The organism is Mycobacterium sp. (assembly GCF_051006775.1).
GTDB lineage: Bacteria > Actinomycetota > Actinomycetes > Mycobacteriales > Mycobacteriaceae > Mycobacterium.
The window spans coordinates 1-22,341 of record NZ_JBPCSX010000174.1 but is presented as its reverse complement, the minus strand read 5'-3'; the positions used below and the strand labels follow the sequence as shown (position 1 = coordinate 22,341).

At 66.7% G+C, this 22,341-nt stretch carries 25 protein-coding genes; 11 read left to right on the top strand and 14 right to left on the bottom strand.

All coding sequences use genetic code 11. From position 1 onward, the window contains the following. The 7 genes from ACR2JI_RS12685 to ACR2JI_RS12655 form a co-directional block, all read right to left on the bottom strand. A partial coding sequence (locus ACR2JI_RS12685) for an alcohol dehydrogenase catalytic domain-containing protein (RefSeq protein ID WP_526390429.1) occupies nucleotides 1–609 on the bottom strand: 609 nt, incomplete at its 3' end. A gap of 116 nt (nucleotides 610–725) precedes the next feature. After that, complete coding sequence (locus ACR2JI_RS12680; protein WP_526390428.1) at nucleotides 726–1,271, bottom strand: nuclear transport factor 2 family protein; 546 nt, start codon at nucleotides 1,269–1,271, stop codon at nucleotides 726–728. Further along, entirely contained in the window at nucleotides 1,271–1,483 is a 213-nt protein-coding gene (fdx, locus tag ACR2JI_RS12675) for a ferredoxin Fdx (RefSeq protein WP_526390427.1), read from the bottom strand. Before fdx ends, ACR2JI_RS12680 begins: the two co-directional genes overlap by 1 nt. 3 nt (nucleotides 1,484–1,486) lie before the next feature. Further along, nucleotides 1,487–2,842, bottom strand: a complete 1,356-nt coding sequence (cyp51, locus tag ACR2JI_RS12670; protein WP_526390426.1) for a lanosterol 14-alpha demethylase — start codon at nucleotides 2,840–2,842, stop codon at nucleotides 1,487–1,489. Further along, a complete protein-coding gene (locus tag ACR2JI_RS12665; RefSeq protein WP_526390425.1) occupies nucleotides 2,839–3,657 on the bottom strand; it encodes an SDR family oxidoreductase in 819 nt (272 codons plus the stop codon). The genes cyp51 and ACR2JI_RS12665 overlap by 4 nt, the downstream gene beginning before the upstream one ends. Continuing rightward, complete coding sequence (locus ACR2JI_RS12660) at nucleotides 3,657–4,853, bottom strand: cytochrome P450 (RefSeq protein WP_526390424.1); 1,197 nt, start codon at nucleotides 4,851–4,853, stop codon at nucleotides 3,657–3,659. Before ACR2JI_RS12660 ends, ACR2JI_RS12665 begins: the two co-directional genes overlap by 1 nt. Next, nucleotides 4,850–5,476 (bottom strand): TetR/AcrR family transcriptional regulator, encoded by a 627-nt coding sequence (locus ACR2JI_RS12655; RefSeq protein WP_526390423.1) that lies wholly within the window; start codon nucleotides 5,474–5,476, stop codon nucleotides 4,850–4,852. The genes ACR2JI_RS12660 and ACR2JI_RS12655 overlap by 4 nt, the downstream gene beginning before the upstream one ends. Before the next feature lie 167 nt (nucleotides 5,477–5,643). Here ACR2JI_RS12655 and ACR2JI_RS12650 point away from each other — a divergent pair, with 167 nt between their 5' ends. The 4 genes from ACR2JI_RS12650 to ACR2JI_RS12635 are packed head-to-tail and all read left to right on the top strand — an operon-like array spanning nucleotide 5,644 to nucleotide 9,165. Next, nucleotides 5,644–7,107, top strand: a complete 1,464-nt coding sequence (locus ACR2JI_RS12650; RefSeq protein ID WP_526390422.1) for an aldehyde dehydrogenase — start codon at nucleotides 5,644–5,646, stop codon at nucleotides 7,105–7,107. Between the two features lie 23 nt (nucleotides 7,108–7,130). Then, a complete protein-coding gene (locus ACR2JI_RS12645) occupies nucleotides 7,131–7,883 on the top strand; it encodes an SDR family oxidoreductase (RefSeq protein WP_526390421.1) in 753 nt (250 codons plus the stop codon). After that, nucleotides 7,880–8,722, top strand: coding sequence for an NAD(P)-dependent oxidoreductase (locus ACR2JI_RS12640; RefSeq protein WP_526390420.1), 843 nt, complete (start codon nucleotides 7,880–7,882; stop codon nucleotides 8,720–8,722). Before ACR2JI_RS12645 ends, ACR2JI_RS12640 begins: the two co-directional genes overlap by 4 nt. Before the next feature lie 2 nt (nucleotides 8,723–8,724). Beyond that, the gene (locus ACR2JI_RS12635; RefSeq protein WP_526390419.1) at nucleotides 8,725–9,165 is read left to right on the top strand and encodes a carboxymuconolactone decarboxylase family protein; all 441 of its coding nucleotides are present in this window, start codon (nucleotides 8,725–8,727) and stop codon (nucleotides 9,163–9,165) included. A gap of 7 nt (nucleotides 9,166–9,172) precedes the next feature. Here the strand turns inward: ACR2JI_RS12635 and ACR2JI_RS12630 are convergent, their stop codons facing one another. Further along, the gene (locus ACR2JI_RS12630; protein WP_526390418.1) at nucleotides 9,173–9,565 is read right to left on the bottom strand and encodes a hypothetical protein; all 393 of its coding nucleotides are present in this window, start codon (nucleotides 9,563–9,565) and stop codon (nucleotides 9,173–9,175) included. 95 nt (nucleotides 9,566–9,660) lie between these two features. Between ACR2JI_RS12630 and purD the strand changes: the two genes are divergently transcribed. Next, complete coding sequence (gene purD, locus ACR2JI_RS12625; RefSeq protein WP_526390417.1) at nucleotides 9,661–10,929, top strand: phosphoribosylamine--glycine ligase; 1,269 nt, start codon at nucleotides 9,661–9,663, stop codon at nucleotides 10,927–10,929. 11 nt (nucleotides 10,930–10,940) lie between these two features. Here purD and ACR2JI_RS12620 read toward each other — a convergent pair whose 3' ends face one another. Next, entirely contained in the window at nucleotides 10,941–11,762 is an 822-nt protein-coding gene (locus tag ACR2JI_RS12620; RefSeq protein WP_526390416.1) for an alpha/beta hydrolase, read from the bottom strand. Nucleotides 11,763–11,830: 68 nt separating this feature from the next. On the opposite strand from ACR2JI_RS12620, the gene ACR2JI_RS12615 reads away from it, so the two are divergent. Both ACR2JI_RS12615 and ACR2JI_RS12610 read left to right on the top strand, forming a co-directional pair. After that, nucleotides 11,831–12,460, top strand: coding sequence for a TetR/AcrR family transcriptional regulator (locus tag ACR2JI_RS12615; RefSeq protein ID WP_526390415.1), 630 nt, complete (start codon nucleotides 11,831–11,833; stop codon nucleotides 12,458–12,460). Then, nucleotides 12,442–13,428, top strand: coding sequence for an SDR family NAD(P)-dependent oxidoreductase (locus ACR2JI_RS12610; protein ID WP_526390414.1), 987 nt, complete (start codon nucleotides 12,442–12,444; stop codon nucleotides 13,426–13,428). Before ACR2JI_RS12615 ends, ACR2JI_RS12610 begins: the two co-directional genes overlap by 19 nt. Here ACR2JI_RS12610 and ACR2JI_RS12605 read toward each other — a convergent pair. Beyond that, a complete protein-coding gene (locus ACR2JI_RS12605; protein ID WP_526390413.1) occupies nucleotides 13,391–14,137 on the bottom strand; it encodes a DUF429 domain-containing protein in 747 nt (248 codons plus the stop codon). The genes ACR2JI_RS12610 and ACR2JI_RS12605 overlap by 38 nt on opposite strands. 25 nt (nucleotides 14,138–14,162) lie before the next feature. On the opposite strand from ACR2JI_RS12605, the gene purB reads away from it, so the two are divergent. Next, a complete protein-coding gene (gene purB, locus ACR2JI_RS12600) occupies nucleotides 14,163–15,593 on the top strand; it encodes an adenylosuccinate lyase (RefSeq protein WP_526390412.1) in 1,431 nt (476 codons plus the stop codon). A gap of 39 nt (nucleotides 15,594–15,632) precedes the next feature. Here the strand turns inward: purB and ACR2JI_RS12595 are convergent, their stop codons facing one another. Then, nucleotides 15,633–16,493, bottom strand: a complete 861-nt coding sequence (locus tag ACR2JI_RS12595; RefSeq protein WP_526390411.1) for a DUF559 domain-containing protein — start codon at nucleotides 16,491–16,493, stop codon at nucleotides 15,633–15,635. Nucleotides 16,494–16,574: 81 nt separating this feature from the next. Further along, nucleotides 16,575–17,204, bottom strand: a complete 630-nt coding sequence (locus ACR2JI_RS12590; RefSeq protein ID WP_526390410.1) for a hypothetical protein — start codon at nucleotides 17,202–17,204, stop codon at nucleotides 16,575–16,577. 50 nt (nucleotides 17,205–17,254) lie between these two features. Between ACR2JI_RS12590 and ACR2JI_RS12585 the strand changes: the two genes are divergently transcribed. Beyond that, nucleotides 17,255–18,154 (top strand): phosphoribosylaminoimidazolesuccinocarboxamide synthase, encoded by a 900-nt coding sequence (locus ACR2JI_RS12585; RefSeq protein WP_526390409.1) that lies wholly within the window; start codon nucleotides 17,255–17,257, stop codon nucleotides 18,152–18,154. After that, on the top strand, nucleotides 18,151–20,301 hold the full coding sequence (locus ACR2JI_RS12580; protein WP_526390408.1) for a S9 family peptidase: 2,151 nt from the start codon (nucleotides 18,151–18,153) through the stop codon (nucleotides 20,299–20,301). The genes ACR2JI_RS12585 and ACR2JI_RS12580 overlap by 4 nt, the downstream gene beginning before the upstream one ends. A 4-nt stretch (nucleotides 20,302–20,305) precedes the next feature. Here the strand turns inward: ACR2JI_RS12580 and ACR2JI_RS12575 are convergent, their stop codons facing one another. Both ACR2JI_RS12575 and ACR2JI_RS12570 read right to left on the bottom strand, forming a co-directional pair. Beyond that, a complete protein-coding gene (locus tag ACR2JI_RS12575; RefSeq protein WP_526390407.1) occupies nucleotides 20,306–21,106 on the bottom strand; it encodes an SDR family oxidoreductase in 801 nt (266 codons plus the stop codon). A gap of 2 nt (nucleotides 21,107–21,108) precedes the next feature. Continuing rightward, nucleotides 21,109–21,747 (bottom strand): MBL fold metallo-hydrolase, encoded by a 639-nt coding sequence (locus ACR2JI_RS12570; protein WP_526390406.1) that lies wholly within the window; start codon nucleotides 21,745–21,747, stop codon nucleotides 21,109–21,111. Between the two features lie 33 nt (nucleotides 21,748–21,780). On the opposite strand from ACR2JI_RS12570, the gene ACR2JI_RS12565 reads away from it, so the two are divergent. Further along, nucleotides 21,781–22,341, top strand: a 561-nt coding sequence (locus ACR2JI_RS12565) for an ATPase (RefSeq protein ID WP_526390405.1), incomplete at its 3' end; no start/stop codon positions are given.

Genomic DNA, 22,341 nt, shown 5'->3' with positions numbered 1-22,341 from the left:
TGCCGACATGCCGACCCCGCCGACGCCCACGACTGCGACATCCTCACCGGGCTTGATCTGTGCGGTGTGGGTGGCTGATCCGTAGCCGGTGGTGACGCCGCAGCCGACCAGGCAGGCAACCTCGAACGGGATGGACGGATCGATCTTCACCACCGAGGACTCGTGCACCACCATGTAGGGCGAGAAAGTGCCGAGCAATGTCATCGGGAACACCGGCAGGCCATCGGTGGTGTGGATGCGGTGGGTGCCGTCGGAGATGGCGGTGCCCGCCAGCAGTCCGGCGCCGAGGTCGCAGAGGTTGCGCAGACCGGCCTGACACGACGGACATTTGCCGCAGGACGGGATGAAGGACATCACGACGTGGTCGCCGACGGCGACCCCGTCGACACCCTCGCCGATCTTGGTGACGATGCCGGCGCCCTCATGGCCGCCCAGCACCGGGAAGCCGAACATCGGGATGCCGCCGGTGACCAGATGGTGGTCCGAGTGGCACATGCCGGAGGCTTCCATCTGAACCTGGACCTCACCCCTGGTGGGTTCGCCGATCTCGATCTCCTCGATCTTCCACGGCTGGTTGAACTCCCGGATGAGCGCGCCTTTTGTCTTCACTGCAATCCTCCGCCTGGTGATGGATCTAGAACGTGTTCTCGTTTGGTGGTGTCAATCCTATGGCCTGTGTCACCTCGGGGGGAGGGGTCGGCCAGATTGTTTTGACGGGTGTCGATTCAGAAGACCGGGACCGGTGTCTGGCCCAGCGGGTAGTAGCCGGGCAGCTTCTCGCCGGCCAGGCTGCGCTCGATGCGTTCCTGCATGCCCTTGGACAGCTTCCCGGCCGTCATGAGCTCCAGATACAGCTTCTGCACGTGGCCGAAGTCGAAGAAGTCGCGTTGCCACTCGATCAGACCGTCGGCATTGAGTCGGAACCAGCTGCCGCCGATGCCGTAGATGGTCGCCTGGTTTCCGTCGGCATCGGTGGCGACCTGCTTCCAGAATCCGACCACCTCGCCGATCTTCTCGTCGATGAGCACCTTCTGGTACGGGTAACTCCAGCCCTCCAGCCCGGCCATCTCCAGTCCCATCGCGATATCCCGGATCTCGTCCTTGCCGACGCACATCACGTCCTCCTTGGGACCGATGTTCCAGCCGTAGGTGGCGTCTTCGGCGAAGAACTCGGCAAGGCCGCGCCAATCCCCCTTACGTTCGGCCTCCCGGTTGGCCGCCAGCCAACGTTCCACGAAGTCCTCGAGTTGCTCGCGGGGCTGCGCTGCCATTACGTCTCCTGTTTCTCGATGATGACAAGGGCTCGGGTGGGGCATATCTCGACCGCGCGCTCGATCTCGGCACGCGCTGAGTCAGGGGGTTCGGTATCGAGTATCTCGACGGTGCCCCGCTTGGGTACCCGGAAGTAGTCGGGCGCCTCGAGTTCACACATGGCATGGCCCTGGCATAGGTCGAGGTCCACCTCGACGCGGTAGCTACCCACTGCCTACGCCCTACGTCTGCGGTAACGGACCCGTGCGGGCCTGGCCAACTGAACGACCATCTTCGAGTGGTCGTTGTGATAGGTCTCCGGCGGCTGTGCCATCTCAAACTCGTACTCCCGCAACAGGACCGAGAAGATCGCTTTGATCTGCATGGTGCCGAACGCCGCCCCGACGCACCGGTGCCGGCCGGCTCCGAACGGGATCCAGGTCCAGCGGTGGACGACGTCCTCCTCCCGTGGCTTGTCATAGCGGCTCGGATCGAAGGCCTCCGGGTCGGGGAAGTCCTCGGCGATCCGGTTCGAGATAGCCGGCGACGCGGCGACGAAATCGCCCTTGTGGATCGCGGTTCCCTCGACTTCGAACTCGCCCTGTGCGACCCGCATCAGGATGATCAGTGGCGGGTGCAGCCGCAGGGTCTCCTTGACGACGTTGTCCAGCAGCGGAATCTGGCGCAGGGCATGGAAACTCACCTCCTGGCCGTCGGCGTAGAGGTCGTCGAGTTCCGCGGTGACGTCCGCGTAGACATCGGGGTTGCGCATCAGCTCGATCAGCGTCCAGGCCGAGGTTCCGGAGCTGGTGTGGTGGCCGGCGAACATCAGTGAGATGAACATGCCGGTGATCTCGTCGGCGGAGAACCGGAGGTTACCTTCTTCGTCTTTGATCGAGACCAGTACGTCGAGCATGTCCCGGTCGCTCTTATCTGTGGGGGGGTTGGCAATCCGGCCCTTCATGATCTCGCCCACCAGCGTGACGAGGCCCTCGCGAGCTTGGTCGCGGATCCGGAAACTCTCGATCGGCAGGTAGGGGTCGACGTAGCAGAGCGGGTCGGTGCCGCGCTCGAGCTGATGGTAGAAATCCGCGAATCGGGAGTCGACCTGTTCGCGGAACTTCGGCCCGATCAGGCAGGCCGTCGAGGTGTAAATGGTCAGCTCGGCGAAGAAATCCAGCAGGTCGATTTCGCCGCTGTCACCCCAGTCCTCGACCGCCCTGCGTACCTCCCGCTCGATGGTGGCCGCGTGGCTCCTCATGTGGTCACCGCGCAACGCGGAGTTGTGCAGCATCTCCTTGCGCCGCTCCGGGCTGGCGTCGAACACCACACCCTGGCCGAAGATCGGCGTCATGAACGGGTAGGCCTCGGCCTGGTCGAGGTCCTCGTCAGCGGAGCGGAAGAAGAATTCGTTGGCCTCGGCGCCGGTCAGCAGGATCACCTTCTTGCCGGCCAGCTGGAAGTAGCCGGTATCACCGCACTCGTCGCGCACCCGCTTCATCAAGCCGATCGGGTCGGTGCTGAACTCCTCGAGGTGCCCGTGTTCTCCCTCGCCACCGGATACGCGTTGTACTTCTGTGGCAGGGTTCACGATTCCCCCGGGTACTTGAGTTGCTGGCGTTCCCTGGGCGCACTCGACAGCGGCGCCTCGGGTTGCAGTTCTATCGATGTCACGAACCCTCCGCGCGGCGTCTCGGCGACGAACGCGATAGCGCGGGCCAGATCGGCTGCGCGTAGGAAGTAGGAGTGCCGGGCCTGGCCCCACGTGGCCCAGTCATCCAGGGCCGCGGCGATTGCCTCCGGTGGCAGTGTCCAGCCCATCTCGGTCTGGGTCGGCCCCGGGTGGACGACCGAGGCGCGCACTCCGGTGCCTTCCAGTTCCATCTGCAGGTTGGTCACCATGGCGAGCAGTCCGGCCTTGGCCGCCCCGTAGGCGCCCATGTGTGGGCGCGGACGCAGGGAGACATCGGAACCGATGAAAATGACGTCACCCCTTTGCCGTTCGACCATTGCCGGAAGCACCGCGGTCGCGAGCCGGTTAGCGCCGATCAGGTGGATCTGAATCTGGGACTCGAAGTCGTCGGTGCTCGACTCGTGGAGTCGGCCGAATTGGGTTTCGCCGGCGCCTGCAACCAACACCTCGATATCGCCGAGTTCCTCACCTGCCCGGTGTACGAACGCCGTCACCGAGTCGGCATCGGTGACGTCCAGTGGTAGCGCCACGGCTTCGCCGCCGCCGGCGCGGATCGTGTCGGCGAGTTCCTGACACTTCTCCACCCGTCGGGCACCCAGTGCAACCGGGAAACCCCGGGCCGCGAGTTCCAGCGCGGTGGCGGCGCCGATGCCCGACGATGCCCCGGCGATCAGGGTGGGCCGGCGGGCCGGATGCGGGTCGAAACGAGCCATCAGACCTTCCTCACGGTGATCGGCAGATGCGCGAAACCTCGCACACTGCTGGAGTGAACCCGAACGGCGTTCGCGCTGTCGACCTCGAAACCCTTGACGTTCAGGAGCAATTCGGTCAGCGCGACCCGGGCCTCCATGCGGGCCAGGTGAGCACCGAGACAGAAGTGTGCACCGCTGCCGAAGCTCAACAGCTTCGAGCCGATATCGCGGCCGATGCGGAATTCGTCGGGATCGTCGAATACCCGCTCGTCACGGTGTGCTGAGCCCGGCATCAGCAGCAGCGTGTCACCGCTGTACAGGGTGGTGCCGTAGAACTCGATATCGTCGACCACCACGCGGGCGAGAATCTGGCTGGAGGTGTCGTAGCGCAGCGTTTCCTCCACCCACAGCGGGACGCGGGAGTGATCGGCCAGAACGGTGGCCAACTGATCCGGATTGGCGCCGGCCCAGTAGATCGCGTTGCCGAGCAGTTTGGTCGTCGTCTCATTACCGGCGACGACCATCAGGAACAAAAACGCCATGATCTCGTCGTCACCGAGCCTGTCACCGTCGATCTCCGCTTCCAGCAGAGCACTGGTGAGGTCGTCGGTGGGCTGCTTGCGCCGCTGCTTGACCATGTCGGCGTAGTACACCAGCAGGTCCATCGCCGCGACGAGCGCTGCCTCTGGCACGTCGGTGACCCCGTCATCCCGGTGCATCACCAGATCGGCGAGGGCGCGCAGCCGTTGGCGGTCCTCGTGCGGGACGCCGACGAGTTCGGAGATGACGTCCATCGGTAACAGTCCGGCGAATTCGGTTATGTAGTCGAAGCTTTCGTTCCGCAGGGCGGCATCGAGATGCTCGCGGGTCAGTTCCAGAACTCGGGCTTCCAGTTCGCGGATGCGCCGCGGCGTGAAGCCCTTGGAGACCAGGGTGCGCAGCCGCAGATGTGCGGGGTCGTCCATGGCGAGGAAGGACATGGTGCGGTAGGCGTCGGGGGTGCGGGATATCGGATCCAGTGACACCCCGAGCTTGTTGGACAGCTCGGTGCTGTTGCGAAAGCCTTGATGAACATCGGCATGCCGGGTGAGCGCCCAGAAGTTCATCTCATCATTGCGGTACAGCGGCGACTCGTCCCGGAGTCGCTTGTAGTACGGGTACGGATCCTCATGGAATTCGTAGCTGTACGGATCGAGCACGAGGTCGACGGCGCTCACCGGTCGTCTCCTCCTCGGGCCGCCGGGCGGCCCGCATCGTCGACTCCCAGAACAAGCCCCGCGACGTACTCCAACCGGTCAGCGATCTGCCGATATGTGAAGGCCCCACTGCCGGCCTGCACCAGCGCACCGAAGTAGCTCATCTCCAGGGCCGCGACAGTGCGGGCCTCCGCGTCCGGACCCAGCGCGGACTTGACGCGTTTGTGGATCTCCGCACCGATCCGCTCGCGAACCGCACGGACCGCTGTGTCCGTGCTCAACAGCGCGGTGGTGCAGGCCGCGGCAACCTCGGGCTCGTCGGCGACTACGAGTGCGAGGCTGCGCAGCGCCTGCTGGACCCGGCCGAGCCTGAGATCGTTGACGTCGGTGAAGAACGGCACCTGCTGGATGAGATCCAGGTAGACCTCGGCGACAAGATGGTTCTTGGACGAAAAATAGGTATAGGCGGTGGCAGGGGCCACGTTGGCTCGGGCCGCCACCGTCCGCACGGTGAGGTCGGCATAGGAGGATCCGCGCAGCGTCTCCAGTGCGGCGCCGAGCAGTTTGCGGAAGGTCTCCTCCTGCCGCGGCCTGCGCGGGGACTCCGCATCGCGGGCTTCGGTCGCCACTGCATTGCTGGACACATGTCCACCGTAGTCACCGGTGCCGGACAGAAGCAATAGTGTGTCGCATATCTGCACCTCATTGCGGTTGCAATCGGCGCAGCTCTTGCGCGCCCGCCGACCGGCCGGATACGGTTCCACACGTAGATCTCGGACAGGTGTCCATGTATGTCAGGTAGGAGCAGCCGATGGCGATAGCGTCCGAGCGAAACAGTGATCTCTATATCGACGGCGCACTCGTGCCGGGCGGTTCCGGTCGCTACCCGAACGTCAATCCCGCGACCGAGGAGGTTCTCGGCACCGCTGCCAACGGAAATGCCGAGGATATGAGCCGCGCGCTGGACGCCGCGCGGCGTGCGTTCGACGAGACCGATTGGTCGACGAACACAGAGTTGCGGGTGCGCTGTATCCGTCAGCTGCGCGACGTGATGCACAAGAACATCGAGGAGCTGCGCGAGATCACCATCACCGAGGTCGGCGCCCCACGAATGTTGACCGCCGCCGCGCAACTGGAGGGGCCGGTGGCTGATCTGAGCTTCGGCGCCGACACCGCCGAGAACTATCAGTGGCGCACCGACCTCGGCGTCGCCTCCCCGATGGGTATCCCCACCCGGCGCACAGTCGTACGGGAAGCCGTCGGCGTGGTCGGGGCCATCACACCGTGGAACTTCCCGCATCAGATCAACCTCGCGAAGATCGGCCCCGCCCTGGCTGCCGGCAACACCATCGTCCTCAAGCCCGCACCCGACACGCCCTGGTGCGCCGCCATTCTCGGCGAGCTGGCTGCCGAGACCGATATCCCCGCGGGCGTGCTCAACATCATCACCTCCGATGACCATGCGGTCGGCGCGATGCTCTCCAGCGATCCGCGGGTGGACATGGTCTCCTTCACCGGGTCGACGGCGACCGGGAGAGCCGTGATGGCCGCCGGGGCCGCGACGATCAAGAAGGTGTTCCTGGAACTCGGCGGCAAGTCGGCGTTCATCGTGCTCGACGACGCCGATCTGGCTGCGGCCTGCTCGATGGCGGGGTTCACCGCCTCGATGCACGCCGGACAGGGCTGCGCCATCACCACCAGGCTGGTGGTCCCGCGCGCCCGCTATGACGAGGCCGTGGCCGCTGCGGCAGCCACCATGTCGAACATGAGACCAGGCGACCCCAATAGTCCTGGAACCATCTGCGGCCCAGTGATTTCCGAGCGGCAGCGTGATCGCGTGCAGTCGTACCTCGACCTGGCCATCGCTGAAGGCGGCAGCTTCGCCTGCGGTGGAGGGCGTCCCGCCGACCGCGATCGCGGGTTCTTCATCGAACCCACCGTGATTGCCGGTCTGGACAACACCGCGCGGGTGGCCCGCGAAGAGATCTTCGGCCCGGTGCTGACGGTGATCGCGCACGATGGCGACAACGACGCGATCCGTATCGCCAATGACTCGCCCTTCGGGCTGTCCGGCACGGTGTTCAGCGCCGATGCCGAGCGCGCCCAAGGCGTGGCCGATCGGCTGCGGGTCGGCACCGTCAACGTCAACGGCGGAGTGTGGTACTCCGCCGACGTCCCGTTCGGCGGGTACAAGCAGTCCGGCGTGGGCCGGGAGATGGGTATCGCAGGTTTCGAGGAGTACCTCGAGTTGAAATCCATTGCCACAGCTGTCTAGACGGCCAATGAAGGAGGCATGTAATGGGACGGTTCGATGAGAAGGTGGGCATCATCACCGGTGCCGGCGGTGGCATCGGTCAGGCCTATGCCGAAGCACTGGCCCGAGAGGGTGCGGCGGTGGTGGTCGCTGATATCAACGTCGAGGGCGCGGAACGGGTTGCCGCCGGGATCCGGGCCGAAGGCGGCACCGCATTGGCCGTACCGGTCGACGTCTCGGATGTCGACTCGACAAAGGCGATGGCCGATCGCACCCTCGCCGAGTTCGGCGGCATCGACTACCTGGTCAACAACGCCGCCATCTTCGGCGGTATGAAGCTGGACTTTCTGGTCACCGTGGACTGGGACTATTACAAGAAGTTCATGAGCGTGAATATGGATGGAGCGCTGCTGTGCACCCGGGCGGTATACCGCAAGATGGCCAAACGCGGCGGTGGCGCCATCGTCAACCAGTCCTCCACCGCGGCATGGCTTTACGCCAACTACTACGGTCTGGCCAAGGTCGGCATCAATGGACTGACCCAACAACTATCCCGTGAGTTGGGTGGGCAGAACATCCGCATCAACGCCATCGCGCCGGGGCCGATCGACACCGAGGCCAACCGCACCACGACCCCGCAGGAGATGGTTGCCGACATCGTCAAGGCGATTCCGCTGAGCCGGATGGGCCAGCCGGATGACCTGGTGGGTATGTGTCTGTTCCTGCTCTCCGATGAGGCCAGGTGGATCACCGGGCAGATCTTCAATGTCGACGGCGGACAGATCATCCGCTCATGAGGCTCGGCTACATCGGCCTCGGGAGTATGGGTGCGCCCAAGGCGATGCGATTGGTCAATTGGCCCGACGGCCTGATCGTCTTCGATCTGCGCGCCGACGCTATGACACCCTTCGGCGATGCCGGCGCCACCATGGCCGCCGACGTCGCCGAGGTCGCGGCCGCCGACCTCATCAGTATCACCGTTCTCGATGACGACCAGGTACGGGAGGTGGTCACCGAGCTCGCCGAACACGCTTCCCCGGGAACCATCATCGCCATCCACTCCACCATCGCCGACACCACCGCCGCTGAACTGGCGGCCAGCCTGGCGCCGAGGGGGATTCACGTAATCGACGCCCCCGTGAGCGGGGGTGGAGGTGGCGCTCAGAAAGGTGAGCTGGCCACCATGGTCGGTGCGCCCCGGGAGATCTACGAACTGGCCAAGCCCGTGTTCAAGAACTGGGCGTCGCTGGTGATCCACGCGGGGGAGCCGGGTGCCGGAACACGGATGAAGCTGGCGCGCAACATGTTGACCTTCACCTCGTTCGCGGCCGCGTGTGAGGCGATGAAACTCGCCGAGGCTGCGGGCCTGGACCTGCAGGCATTGGGCCGGGTGGTGCGGCACACCGATGCCCTCACCGGCGGTCCGGGAGCGATCATGATCCGCGACAACATGCACGAGCTGGAACCCGGGCACTGGCTTTATGACACCTTCATCCACACCCGCGGACTTGGCGAGAAAGATCTAAGCCTCGCACTGGGCCTCGGTGATTCACTTGATGTGGATCTGCCACTCGGGCAGATCGCCTTGGGCAACCTTGCCGCCGGTCTCGGCGTGCCGCACCACCGGGAGGACTGAACATGGACGAGTTACGCGCCAAGGGCCTGGCCAAGATGAATGAGGTCTATGGCTGGGACATGCCCGACATCGAAGGTGATCCGTACTTCGATCTGACCGTCGAGCACCTGTTCGGCAACATCTGGTCGCGGCCCGGGCTGGCGATGCGCGACAAGCGCATCATGACGTTGACTGTGGTTGCGGCACTGGGAAATTCGGACCTGGCCGAAATCCAGTCCAACGCTGCACTGCACAACGAGGAGTTGACGGTCGCCGAACTCAAGGAGATGGCGATCTTCCTCACCCACTACCTCGGATTCCCGCTGGGCTCAAAATTCGATGGCGCCGTCAGCAAGGTGGCGGCAAAACGCCGGAAAGCCGCCGAGAAGGGCCACGGCGAGGATAAGAAGGCCAACGTCGATGATGCGCTGAAGATGCACAGCGGCAAGACCCTCGAAGAGTGAGCGGCCCTCAGCTGACCGCCGCGGTGTAGGCCACCACGCCGAAGGCGAGCACCACCACGCAGGCCCCAAAGGTGCCGACGGCGAACGGCCAGGCCGTCTTGCGAGCCCCCAATCGCACGATCGCCGTGACTGCACCGGCGATGCCGATTACGCCGGCGATCGCGAGTGCGGCCAGCACCGAGGTCACCGCACCGTCCGCGCTGCACGTCGCAGGCGGGCAGTAGTCCAGGAAAGCCAGCGACATCAGGCCCAGCACGGTGGATGCGCCACCCAACAACACGGTCAACACGATGAACAGCACCGAGACCGTCACGTCCGCGGTGTTGCGCGGCGGCGGTGGTGGCGCCGGCATCCAGTTCGATGGCGGCGTCCACTGCGGCGGCGGTGCGGGATAGCCCATGTCGATCATGCTATTCACTCGCGGCGGAGCACCAGGCTGATGAGCGGTCACCGCGACACATGGCGGGCGCGCCCGGTGAATTAGGGTGGGTCGCTGTGCGAGTCCTCGTAATCGGATCCGGTGCCCGCGAACACGCCCTGCTGCAGGCCCTGCGCAAGGACCCGGGGGTGAACTTCCTCGCCGTCGCGCCGGGCAATGCCGGCACCGCCGCGGTGGCCGAGCAGTATGAGGTCGATGCGACCTCGCCGCAGGAGGTCACCGAACTGGCTCAGCGGTTGGCCGCCGATCTCGTGGTGATCGGCCCGGAGGTGCCGCTGGTGCGCGGGGTCGCCGACGGTCTGAGGGCGGCGGGGATCGCCTGTTTCGGACCGTCGAGGGACGCAGCCCGGATCGAGGGCTCCAAAGCCTTCGCCAAGGACGTGATGGCCGCCGCCGGGGTGCGGACCGCAACCAGCGAGACCGTCGACAGTCCCTCGCGGCTCGATGCCGCCCTCGACAGGTTCGGCCCACCCGCCGGGCAGCGGGCCTGGGTCGTCAAGGACGACGGCCTGGCCGCCGGCAAGGGCGTGGTGGTGACCGATGATCGTGACCTGGCCCGGGCGCACGCCGCGGGACTCCTCGACGACGGACATCCGGTGCTACTGGAGTCGTTCCTCGACGGTCCCGAGGTCTCATTGTTCTGCCTGGTCGACGGGGCTACCGTCGTGCCGCTGCTGCCGGCTCAGGATTTCAAACGCGTGGCCGATAACGATGCCGGTCCCAATACCGGAGGGATGGGCGCATACGCCCCGCTGCCGTGGCTGCCCGCCGCGGTGACCGCCGCCATCGTCAGCGATGTCGTCGAGCCGGTCGCCGCTGAGATGGTCAAGCGCGGCTGCGGATTCTCCGGCCTGCTCTATGCCGGTCTGGCGATCACCTCCGAGGGACCGTCGGTGGTCGAATTCAATTGCCGCTTCGGCGATCCCGAGACACAGGCGGTCCTGGCCCTACTGGAATCCCCGCTTGGTGAGCTGCTGTACGCCACCGCGACCGGCACGCTGGCAGATGCTGCGCCGCTGCGCTGGCATGACGGTTTCGCGGTCACCGTGGTGCTGGCGGCCGAGAATTATCCGGGCCGCCCACGCATCGACGACGTCATCACCGGGGCTGATGGTGCCGGTGTGCTGCACGCCGGCACCGCGCGCCGATCAGACGGCGCCGTCGTCTCGGCTGGAGGCCGGGTGCTCTCGGTGGTCGGAACCGGGGCCGATCTGGTGGCCGCCCGGGCCGACGCATATCGGATCATGGAGTCAATCCGGTTGCCCGGCAGCCACTTTCGCACTGATATCGGTCTGGCCGCCGCTGAAGGGCGGATCCGGCTGTAGAGCCGGTGCGCTCAGGCGGTCAGTAGCGGGGCCATCCAGGCGATCTCGGCGGGTAACTGCGCACTCCAGAAACCGGCGTCGTGTCCGCCGGGGGAGAACCCGCCCGCCGGTGGATTCGGCAGCTGCGCGATGAACTGTTTGGTCGCCGCGTAGAACGGATCGCCGTCACCGCAGTCGATGCGGATCGGGATCGAGCCCAATGCGGGCAGCCCCCACACGCTGTTGGCGGCGTAGTCGGCCGCGCCGTCGAAGGCGCCGGGTGCCGCGGCACCCGGCGAGGACCACAGTGCCGGGCTCACCGCGCAGATCGCCGCCGTGCGGGCCGGGCCCAGCCGCCCGCCCAGCAGCAGCGCCCCATAGCCACCCATCGACCAGCCGAGGAATCCGACCCGTGACGTGTCGAGGCCCTTCTGGCTCAGAATCGGCAGGAGTTCATCCAGCACCATCGCACCGGAATCCTCCCCGGAGGCGCGCCGATGCCAGTATCCGCCGCCGCCGTCGACGGCTACCACGGCAAACGGCGGCAGGCCCGCCGCGACTGCCTGCGCGAGGCCCTGTTCGACACCGCCGGCCATCACCGCTGCGGTGTCGCTGCCCTTGCCGTGCAATGCGATCACCGGACGCAGTGCCGCGGTCTGACCCGGCGGCCGCGCGATCGCCCAGTTGGTCGCAACACCGCCGCGCGCGGCGGAGACGAACGATCCCGTCATCATCGTCGGCGCACCGACGGGTTCGGCGGCGGCCGGCAACGACCGCTGCGTCACACCCAGCGCAGCAGCCCCGAGGGCACCAGCACCGAGGCGCAGGGCGTCGCGGCGGTTGATCTTCGGCATCAGTTCATCCTGCCCAAAGGTCACCACTTCCGGCAAAGCGCACTGCGGGACGCGACCCGGCTGGCAGCATGTCGGAGGTGACTTCAGCGGTGACGCCCAAGGGCGAACGGCGGCGCTATGCGCTTGTCACCGCTGCCGCCGAGTTGTTGTGTCAGGGCGGATTCGAGGCGGTGACCCACCGTGCCGTCGCGCAGCGTGCCGGTCTGCCACTGGCGTCAACCACCTATTACTTCTCGTCGCTGGAAGGTCTGGTCGAGGCCGCGACCGAGCACATCGGGGCAGTGGAGGCGGAGGCGTTGCGGGATCGGTTGCATGAGGTGCCGCGCCGCCGCCGTGGCGCCGACGCCACCGCCGAACTCGTTCTCGATCTGCTCGCCGGCGAGCCCACCAGTGAGCAACTCATCTGCCGCTACGAGCGATACATCGCCTGCGCGCGGCACCCGGCATTGCGCGGTGTCGAGCGGCGACTGCAGCAGCAGCGGGTTACCGCGGTCGCCGAGGCGGTGGCCCGGTCCGGCCGCAGCGCGCGGGTGGACATGGTGACCGCGCTGGTCCGTGCGGTTGACGGGGCGGTGATCTCCGCGCTGGCCGCTGGTGACAGCGAACCCCGGCGGTCCGCCCGCGCTACCCTCGTCGATGTCATCGATGCGCTCGCACCGATCGACTCGAGGAGTGGTGGATGGACTTCGGTGGCCTGACCCGTCCGATCGCCGACCTGATCGACGGCGCCATGGACCGCGCCCCGGTGCTCGGCTACACCCGAATCGGTTCGGCACTGCGGCGCAACTGGTGGCCGGCCGACCCCGCACCTGACTCGCTGGCCGGAAAGCGGATTGTGGTCAGCGGCGCGACCGCCGGAATCGGACTGCAGATGGCCCGGGCATTCGCCGGACTCGGGGCAACCGTGCACCTGCTGGGCCGGGACCCGGAGAAGGTGCGCCGCTGTGTGGGCGAGATCTCCGCGGAGTTCCCCGGCGCCGAGGTGGTGGGGGAGGTGTGCGACGTATCGGATCTCGATGCGGTGGCGGCCTGGACCGCAGACCTCGCCAGCCGGGTGCCGGCACTGAACGGTCTGGTGCATAACGCCGGTCTGATGCCCGAGCAGCGGATCGTCACGCGCGAAGGGCACGAGTTGCAGCTGGCGACACACGTTCTCGGTCCGCACCTGATGACCGAACGGTTACTCCCACTGCTGCGCGCGGCCCGCGGCGCCTCGGTGGTGTTCGTATCCTCCGGCGGGATGTACAGCTCCCCACTCGTGATCGACGATCTGGAAAGCCGGAACAACTACAACGGTGTGCGCGCCTACGCGCGGACCAAGCGGATGCAGGTGGTGCTCGCCGACGCGTGGGCCCGCCGGCTTTCCGGCACCGACGTCCGGGTGGAGAGCATGCATCCCGGCTGGGTGGACACCCCCGGCGTGGCCGAGTACCTGCCGCGCTTCCGGGTCATCACCCGGCCGCTGCTGCGGGGGTTGGCCGACGGCGCCGACACCGTGGTTTGGCTGGTGGCCACCCGGCCGCGTTCGGTGCCGGGCCATTTCTGGCATGACCGCGCCCAGCGCCCCACCACGTTCGGCTGGCAGCGGCACGAGAGCCAGGCCACAGTCCGCCGATTCCTCTCGGAGATCAGCGCGCTGACGGCGACACCGGACACGTGGGTGTGACGATGCAGCCGCTGGACATCTCGCCGTAGATCGTGACGTCGGCCGGGCGTAGGGCAGCGTAACGGGCAATATAGGCGCACAGCACCGCGTCGACCGGATCCTCGGCTCTGCGCAGCTCAGCCTTGCGGGTGGCGCCTTCGACCGATGCCCTCAGATCGGTCCATCCCGGATGGCCCATGACATCCAAGGACGGGCTTGCCGTGCGGAGATCCTCGATGAATCCCATGAGCCGCAACAACTCCGAGCGCAACTGGGGAAATTCGCGCCCGCTCTTGTTCTTGTACTTCAGCGTGCGGGTCAGGTCGAACAGTACGACGGCGGCAGCGTGCGGATACACCTCCAGCCCCCTGCGCCTCGCGGTGGATCGCGGATCGAGGTCGAGGTTCAGCGCCGCGCACAGTCGCGCTCCGCGCCCGCCGTCGGAAAACCAGGGCAGCCCGGTGTTGGCCGGATGAGCCCCGGCGTCGAAGCGACGGAAATCCCGGTTGAGAGCGACTTCGCACGGCCGGGTGCCGGACGGGTTGGTGACCACCAGGGGGGCGTCGAACGCCACCACATGCTCCCCGGCCAGGTACGGGCCGAGGCGGCCGAGGATATCGGCGTCGGTGACCGCCGGTCCCACGTGGAGCAGCGCGCCGTCCGCGTCGACGACGGCAACGCCGGTCGGTTTCCGCTCGCCCCAGGCGAGGTCGACTCCTACGAAGTGCACACCCCAAACCGTAAGCTGTGTATTCGTGACCGATCGCCCCGCCATTCCCGATGTCCTGGCCAGCCGCTACGCCAGCGACGCGATGGTTGCCATCTGGTCGCCGGGGGCCAAGATCATCGCCGAGCGTCAACTCTGGCTCGCGGTATTGCGCGCCCAGCGTGAGCTCGGCATCGAGGTGCCCGAAGCGGCCATCGCCGACTACGAACGGGTCCTCGAGCAGGTCGACCTCGGTTCCATCGCCGCGCGCGAGCTGGTGCTGCGCCACGATGTGAAGGCCCGGATCGAGGAGTTCAACGCGCTGGCCGGCCACGAGCACGTGCACAAGGGAATGACCAGTCGCGATCTCACCGAGAACGTCGAGCAGATGCAGATCCGCCGGTCGCTGGAACTCGTGCACAGCCACGGCGTTGCGGTCGCCGCCCGGCTGGCCGACCGGGCCGTCGGCTACCGGGATGTGGTGATGGCCGGCCGCAGTCACAATGTCGCCGCCCAGGCCACCACCCTGGGCAAGCGGTTCGCCTCGGCGGCCGAGGAGACTCTGATCGCGTTGGCCCGTATCCGCGAACTACTCGACCGCTACCCGTTGCGCGGGATCAAGGGCCCGATGGGCACCGCACAGGACATGCTGGACCTGTTCGACGGTGACACCGCACGGCTGTCGGAGCTGGAGCGCCGGGTTTCGGCGCACCTCGGGTTCACCGCCGTTCTCGACAGCGTCGGCCAGGTCTACCCGCGCTCGCTGGACCATGACGTGATCTCAGCACTGGTGCAACTTGGCGCCGGGCCCTCGTCGCTGGCGCACACCATCCGGTTGATGGCCGGCCACGAGCTGGTCACCGAAGGCTTCGCCGAGGGCCAGGTGGGTTCGTCGGCCATGCCGCACAAGATGAACACCCGCAGCTGCGAGCGGGTCAACGGACTACAGGTGGTGTTGCGCGGGTATGGGTCGATGGCCGCGGAACTGGCTGGGGCGCAATGGAATGAGGGCGACGTCTTCTGCTCGGTGGTGCGCCGGGTGGCCCTGCCGGATGCGTTCTTCGCCATCGACGGGCAGATCGAGACGTTCTTGACCGTGCTTGAGGAATTCGGTGCCTATCCCGCGGTGATCCAGCGGGAGTTGGACCGCTACCTGCCGTTCCTGGCCACCACCAAGGTGCTCATCGCCGCGGTGCGTGCGGGGATGGGCCGTGAGTCGGCTCACGAAGTGATCAAGGAGCATGCGGTGGCGGTGGCCCTGGCCATGCGGGAACGCGGAGCTGAGCCGGATCTGCTCGACCGCCTGGCCGCCGACCCGCGGCTGCCGCTGGACCGTGCCGCGCTGGAGACCGCGCTTGCCGACCGGCAGTCCTTCACCGGGGCGGCCGGCGATCAGATCGACCGGGTGGTCGCTGCCGTCGCCGACGTGCTGAGCCGCTATCCCGGCGCCGGTACCTACACCCCAGGTGCCATCCTCTAGTCCCGCGTCTCGGGCGCGATTTCGTGCGCCGAGCGCTGGTTAGCGCGCCGAGATGGCGGCGCGGATCTGGCCCAGGACGCGCTCCGGGTGCCGGGTGATGTCCAGCCAGGTGAACCGCAGCACCTGCCAGCCTCCGAGGGCGAGCTTGTTCTGCCGCGCGCGGTCGTTCTGGAATGCGTAGTGATCGCTGTGGAAGGCCCAGCCGTCGATCTCGATGGCAACGCGATGCTCCGGAAAAGCAATATCGACGATGTAGGGACCCACCGCGTAGTTCGCCCGCCAGCCGGTGATCCGCGCACCACGAAGTAGTTGCACCACCAGCCGCTCGGCCTCTGACCGGGCGCCGCCCGAAGCCGCGTCGAGCATCCGCTGCGCAGCGGCCGCACCGCACCGCCGGGCGTTGCGAAGGTGGGTGCGTTGTAACTCATCGAGGCTGACCCGCCTGCGCAGTGCGGAGTCCATGATGTCTGTTCCGCCGCCGGGGTGGACGGATGCTTCAAGGACGGTCAACGCCATCGCGGTGACACGCAGCCCCCGAGATTCCACAAGGTCGTCATCACCGAGGTCGCGCCGACGAAGGGAGGTGCCGGGCGCGCCTCGGCCGTGGCTGTTGCGTGGCACGGTGATCTCCACGACGCGGGGCTCGACCGGGGTCAGCCCCAGCCACCAGGCGGCTGTGAGGCCGCTCGCGGCGGCCCGGTCGCCACGACTCCACACCGCTGCGCGAATCCGCGCTGCCGCCGTGAACGGCCGATCATCGACGAAGTAGACCCCGGGCCCGCAATGTCGCCACTGCTCAGACCGCACTCTGCGGCGAACCGCATGTTCACTGAGGCCGGCGCTGCGGGCCTGTGCGAGCGTGATGACGCCGTCATGGCGGCGCAAATAGCGTTCGATCACATCTTTGTGGACGCAGTGGGCGCCGATTTGGTTCTATTCGGCGCGATTTCGTGCGCCGAGCGCTGGTTACCGCGCCGAAATCTACGGGGTGGGCTGCTTGACCCGGGCCACTCCGGCCGACCGTAACTCCAGTGCCGCCAGACCCCGCACCGCGGCCGGGTCTTGCGCCCGCCACGCCCCCACCGGATCGGCGCTGACGTCGGTGAGGTGCCGCAGCGGCCGGTTGGCCAACGCCCGCAGCGCCAGCAGTTGCTCACCGGCCGGGGTCTGCGCGAGCGCGATCACCGTCCATTTGCGACGGAAGAATCTGATCCGCAGCGCCAGCCACGGCATTCCGATGGCGAGGATGGGCGGTGCGGCCACCGCGATCGCCAGCAACACCGCCAACCATGTCGCAGTGCTGTGCAGATTCTGTCCCGCGCCGGCCAGATCGACGGCAGCCTCGCTGGCTGCCTGCAGGGGTTTGGACATCGTCTCGCCCACCAGTGGTATCCGGTTGGCGCTCTCCCCGGCGGAGTCGAGGTTGTCGGCCAGGCCATTGGCCCCGTCGGAAACCTGGGTGCCCACCGAGGCGATGGCGGCCACCGCGTTGTGCACGGCCAGACCGACGACCACCCACACCGCGATCCAGGTACCCACCAGCAGGTCGCTGATCACCTGGCCGGCCAGCCGGGCCGGGGTGGTTGCATAGGGCAGGAAGCGCGATTTCATGTCTGTGATCCCAGCACAGCCGGGCACGTGAGGGCCGATAGGCTGTCGCGGTGCGTCCTGCCCTGACCGATTACCGTCACCTGGCCAGCGGCAAGGTCCGGGAGCTCTATGAAATCGATGATGAGCACCTGTTGTTCGTCGCGACCGACCGGATCTCGGCCTTCGACTACATCCTCGACACCCCCATCCCGGACAAGGGCCGAATCCTGACCGCGATGAGCGTCTTCTTCTTCGGTCTGGTCTCGGATCACGGTGGTGCACCCAACCACCTGGCCGGCCCTCCCGACGACCCGCGTATACCGGCCGACGTGCTGGGACGCGCGCTGGTTGTCCGGCGACTCGACATGATGCCGGTGGAGTGTGTCGCCCGCGGATATCTCACCGGCTCGGGACTGCTGGATTATCAGCGCACCGGATCGGTCTGCGGTATCGACCTACCCGCCGGTCTGGTCGAGGCGAGCAAGTTCGACCAACCGCTCTTCACCCCGGCGACCAAAGCGGAACTCGGCGAGCACGATGAGAACATCTCCTTCGACCGCGTGATCGAACTGGTCGGCGCCCGTCGCGCCGCTCAACTGCGCGATCTGACGCTTCAGACCTACCGGCAGGCCGCCGACCACGCGCTGACCAAGGGAGTCATCATCGCGGACACCAAGTTCGAGTTCGGCGTCGATCGCGAGGGTCGGCTGGTGCTCGCCGACGAAGTGTTCACACCGGACTCTTCCCGGTACTGGCCGGCCGACAGCTACACCGAGGGTGTGGTGCAGCCCAGCTTCGACAAGCAGTTCGTCCGCAACTGGCTCACCGGACCCGAGTCGGGCTGGGATCGGCACGGTTCGGCGGCCCCGCCGCCACTGCCCGATGACATCGTCACGGCTACCCGGGAGCGGTACATCGAGGCTTACGAGCGGATTTCCGGATTGAAGTTCGCCGACTGGATCGACGGGTGACGGCCCCGGTTCCCCGGCGGGTCGAAACCCGCCGTCAGCATCACGACGACGTCTTCGTCGATCACTACGAGTGGATGCGAGACAAGTCCGCACCCGAGGTCATCGCCCACCTCGAGGCGGAGAACGCGCACGTCGAACTTGAGACAGCATTCCAGGAGCCGCTGCGGCAGCAGATCTTCGACGAGATCAAAGCACGCACCAAGGAGACCGACCTGTCGGTCCCGGTGCGCCGCGACGACTGGTGGTACTACGGACGCAGCTTCGAAGGCAAGCAGTACAGCGTGCACTGCCGCTGCCCGATATCCGGGCCGGATGACTGGACGCCGCCGGTGCTCGACGAGCACACCGACATCCCGGGTGAACAGATCCTGCTCGACGAGAACAGCGAAGCCGACGGCCACGATTATTTCGCCGTCGGCGCCGCCAGTGTCAGTCCCGACGGCAACGTGCTGGCCTACTCGGTCGACGTCGTCGGTGACGAGCGGTACACATTGCGGTTCAAGGATTTACGCACCGGCGATCTCCACCCGGACACCGTCAGTGGTATCTCGGCAGGTGTCACCTGGGCTGCGGATAGCGCAACCATCTACTACACCACCGTCGATGACGCCTGGCGACCTGACACCGTGTGGCGCCACCGCCTGGGCGCCGCAGGAACCGACGAGCAGGTCTTCTGTGAACCCGACGAACGGTTCTGGGTCGGGGTGGGCCGCAGCCGTTCAGATGCCTACATCTTCATCGCTGCCGGCTCAGCGATCACCTCTGAGGTCCGGGTGGCCGACGCCAATGATCCGGAGGCGGAGTTCACCGTCGTCCTGCCCCGCCGCGACGGTGTGGAGTACGCCGTCGAGCACGCGGTCGTCAACGGCGAGGACCGCTTCCTGATCCTGCACAACGACGGCGCGGCCAACTTCACGTTGGTCGAGGCGCCGGTCGACGATCCCACCGCGCAGACGACGCTGATCCCCGCAAGTGACGATGTCCGACTCGAGGGCCTGGACGCTTTCGCCGACCGGCTCGTCGTCCACTACCGGCGCGAGGCGCTTCCCTCGATCGACGTCTGGCCGCTGGTGCCGGGTGTCGGGTACGGCACGCGGGAGCCGATCAGCTTCGACTCCGAACTGATGGCCTGCGGTCTGGCCGGTAACCCGAACTGGGATTCGCCGCGGCTGCGAATCGGCGCCACCTCCTTTGTCACCCCGTTGCGGATATATGACATCGACTTCGCGACGGGGGAGCGCATCCTGCTGCGTGAGCAGCCGGTCCTCGGTGACTACCGCACCGGAGACTACGTCGAACGCCGGGACTGGGCGCACGCCGCCGACGGCACCCGGATCCCGATCTCGCTGATCCACCGCGCCGACGTGGCTTTACCGGCCCCGACGGTGATCTACGGCTACGGCGCTTATGAGTCGAGCGAGGATCCACGTTTCTCCATCGCCCGGCTCTCGCTGCTGGACCGCGGGATGGTCTTCGCCATTGCCCACGTCCGGGGCGGTGGAGAGATGGGCAGGCTCTGGTATGAGGGTGGCAAGCTCTTGGAGAAGAAGAACACCTTCACTGACTTCGTCTGCGCGGCAAGGCATCTGGTCGATACCGGACTGACCCGGCCGGAGAATCTGGTGGCGCTCGGTGGGAGCGCGGGCGGACTCTTGATGGGTGCGGTGGCCAACATGGCGCCGGATCTGTTCGCCGGCATTCTTGCCCAGGTGCCGTTCGTGGACCCGTTGACGACCATCCTCGATCCCTCGCTACCGCTGACGGTGACCGAATGGGACGAGTGGGGTAATCCGTTGGAGGACGCGGAAGTCTACTTCTATATGAAGTCCTACTCGCCGTACGAGAATGTCGAAGCAAAGGAGTATCCGGCGATCCTGGCGATGACATCGCTGCAGGACACCCGGGTCTTCTACGTCGAGCCGGCCAAATGGGTGGCCGCTCTGCGACACCACAAGACTGACGGGCGCCCAGTCCTGCTGCGCACCCAGATGGCCGCCGGCCACGGCGGCATCAGCGGGCGTTACGAACGGTGGAAGGAAGCGGCCTTCCAGTACGCGTGGCTGTTGGCAACCGCCGATCCGGAACGGTTCGGCGAGAAGGCAACCGCCGATCCGGAACGATTCGGCGAGGCAGCCGCGCGCGGCTGACTCTCTACCGCGCTGTGCCGCTCGCGGTCGTCGCGATACCCCCGTCGACCGGGATCACCGCCCCGTTCAGGTAGGAACCGGCCCGGCTGGCCAGGAAGATCGCGATACCGGCCATATCGTCGTCGCGGCCGATACGGCGCATCGGCGCGGCCGCGGCGATGGCCTCGCCGAAGGCGTCCAGGGTGGCCGCCATCATCTTCGACGGGAAAGGTCCCGGCGCGACGGCGTTGACGGTGATGTGCTGGGGCCCAAGCTCTTTGGCGAGCACCCGGGTCAGCTGGTGCACCGCCGCTTTACTCGTCGAATACGAGTAGGTGCTCATCGGAGTGACATGGATACCATCGATACTGCCGATGTTGATGATCCGCGCCGGATCGTCGTCGGTGCCTGCGCGGCGCAGTGCGGGCAGCAGCGCCTGAACCATCCAGAACGGTGATTTGAGATTGAGGTCGAGTACCCGGTCCCACGCCGCGGCGGGGAAGGTCTCCAGCGGCTCACCCCAGGTTGCGCCGGCGTTGTTGACCAGAATGTGCAGCGCGTCGTCGTGGGCCAGCACATCGGTGGCCAAACGCACGCACTCCTCCTGGCGAGACAGATCGGCCGCGACACCGCGTACCGGCCCGAACTCGGCAAGCGCGGCGACGGCCTCGGCGACCGCGTCGGACTTGCGTGAACTGATCACCACCGATGCCCCGGCCTGCAGCAGTCCGCGGGCGATCATCATGCCGATACCCCGGGTCCCCCCGGTGACCAGTGCGGTCTTGCCGTGTAGGCCGAAAAGTCGTTCCAGGTCCGCTGTGCTCATCTTCAGAACCGTACGGGGTTCTCCTCGGTAAGTACCCGGAAGTCGGTGTCGCACATCACCGACAGCCGACCGTAGAAGATGCCCCTGGCCTCCGGGGCGATGATGCCCTGATGTATCGGGACCGCGTGGCGCGGAGCCACCGCCCGCAGATAATCGACCGCTTCGGAGATCTTCATCCAGGGTGCGGCCGCCGGGGTGGCGAGCACCTCGATGTCCTCATCGGGGACGAACAGTGCATCGCCGGGATGCATCAGCTTCGCGGGATGCTCGCCGTCGCCGATGAGGTAGGAGATGTTGTCGATCACCGGAATCTCCGGGTGGATCACGGCATGTCGCCCGCCGACGCCGCGGACGGTCAGCCCGCCCAGTGAGAATTCGTCCCCCGCGTTGACCGCAGTCCAGCCGTCCCCGAGCATCGCCGCGGTCTGCGGGTCGGCATAGAGCGTCGCCGCGGGGTTGGCTTCGACCAACGCGGGTAACCGTTGCGGGTCCGCGTGATCGGCGTGCTGATGGGTGATCAGGATGGCCGTCAGATCGGTGATGCCCTCAAAGCCGTGCGAGAAGTTGCCCGGATCGAACAGCACCCGCGCGACACCAAAGTCGGCCAGCAGACATGAATGACCGAAATGCGTCAATTCCATGCTTACGATTGTGCCCCTATAGGAGGCGGCGTGATGCGGATAGCCCTCACAGTGGCCGCAGTGTTGGTCGCGGCCTCGGTTTTGATCGTCGCACCGCCGGCATCCGCCGAGCCCACCTATGTCTGCCCGCCGGCCTGCAGCCGCATTCCGGGTGCGGCCTGGATCAATCCGGCGGCCATTCCCCTCGATGCCCGCTATTCATGGCAACCGCTGGCCGGGCTGGCGGTGACGTCGGCGGCGCCGCGGTTCCGTTTCGAGGAGCTGTGCGGCAGCCCGGCGGCGCCCGCGGATCCGCGGGGTTACTCCGTCGCCGAACATGTGGTGATCACCAACCCGGTCGGCCAATGGCAACTTCAGGCGCAGATCCTGCACTGGCGGGGTGAGACCTGGCGTGGCGGTCAGCTGGCCCTCGATGCAGTGGCCGGAGCGGCCGCGGCGCTGCGCGCCTGCCAGCAGACCAACCCGGTGGCCTCACCGTCGCTCACCCTTGATGAGCCGGATCGGCTCGCCGCGGTGATCAGCGGGCCGGTGATCCTGCACCAGTATCTGTTGGCCGACCCGATCAGCAGCACGGTGACCGAACTGGCTCTGTGG

What these genes read in the sequence shown, in the direction of transcription:
- ACR2JI_RS12680 (WP_526390428.1), bottom strand. Translation starts at nt 1,271, where the DNA reads ATGGCAGCGCAGCCCCGCGAGCAACTCGAGGACTTCGTGGAACGTTGG.
- ACR2JI_RS12665 (WP_526390425.1), bottom strand. Translation starts at nt 3,657, where the DNA reads ATGGCTCGTTTCGACCCGCATCCGGCCCGCCGGCCCACCCTGATCGCC.
- ACR2JI_RS12650 (WP_526390422.1), top strand. Translation starts at nt 5,644, where the DNA reads ATGGCGATAGCGTCCGAGCGAAACAGTGATCTCTATATCGACGGCGCA.
- ACR2JI_RS12645 (WP_526390421.1), top strand. Translation starts at nt 7,131, where the DNA reads ATGGGACGGTTCGATGAGAAGGTGGGCATCATCACCGGTGCCGGCGGT.
- ACR2JI_RS12640 (WP_526390420.1), top strand. Translation starts at nt 7,880, where the DNA reads ATGAGGCTCGGCTACATCGGCCTCGGGAGTATGGGTGCGCCCAAGGCG.
- ACR2JI_RS12635 (WP_526390419.1), top strand. Translation starts at nt 8,725, where the DNA reads ATGGACGAGTTACGCGCCAAGGGCCTGGCCAAGATGAATGAGGTCTAT.
- ACR2JI_RS12630 (WP_526390418.1), bottom strand. Translation starts at nt 9,565, where the DNA reads ATGGGCTATCCCGCACCGCCGCCGCAGTGGACGCCGCCATCGAACTGG.
- ACR2JI_RS12620 (WP_526390416.1), bottom strand. Translation starts at nt 11,762, where the DNA reads ATGCCGAAGATCAACCGCCGCGACGCCCTGCGCCTCGGTGCTGGTGCC.
- ACR2JI_RS12615 (WP_526390415.1), top strand. Translation starts at nt 11,831, where the DNA reads ATGTCGGAGGTGACTTCAGCGGTGACGCCCAAGGGCGAACGGCGGCGC.
- ACR2JI_RS12610 (WP_526390414.1), top strand. Translation starts at nt 12,442, where the DNA reads ATGGACTTCGGTGGCCTGACCCGTCCGATCGCCGACCTGATCGACGGC.
- ACR2JI_RS12590 (WP_526390410.1), bottom strand. Translation starts at nt 17,204, where the DNA reads ATGAAATCGCGCTTCCTGCCCTATGCAACCACCCCGGCCCGGCTGGCC.
- ACR2JI_RS12575 (WP_526390407.1), bottom strand. Translation starts at nt 21,106, where the DNA reads ATGAGCACAGCGGACCTGGAACGACTTTTCGGCCTACACGGCAAGACC.
- ACR2JI_RS12570 (WP_526390406.1), bottom strand. Translation starts at nt 21,747, where the DNA reads ATGGAATTGACGCATTTCGGTCATTCATGTCTGCTGGCCGACTTTGGT.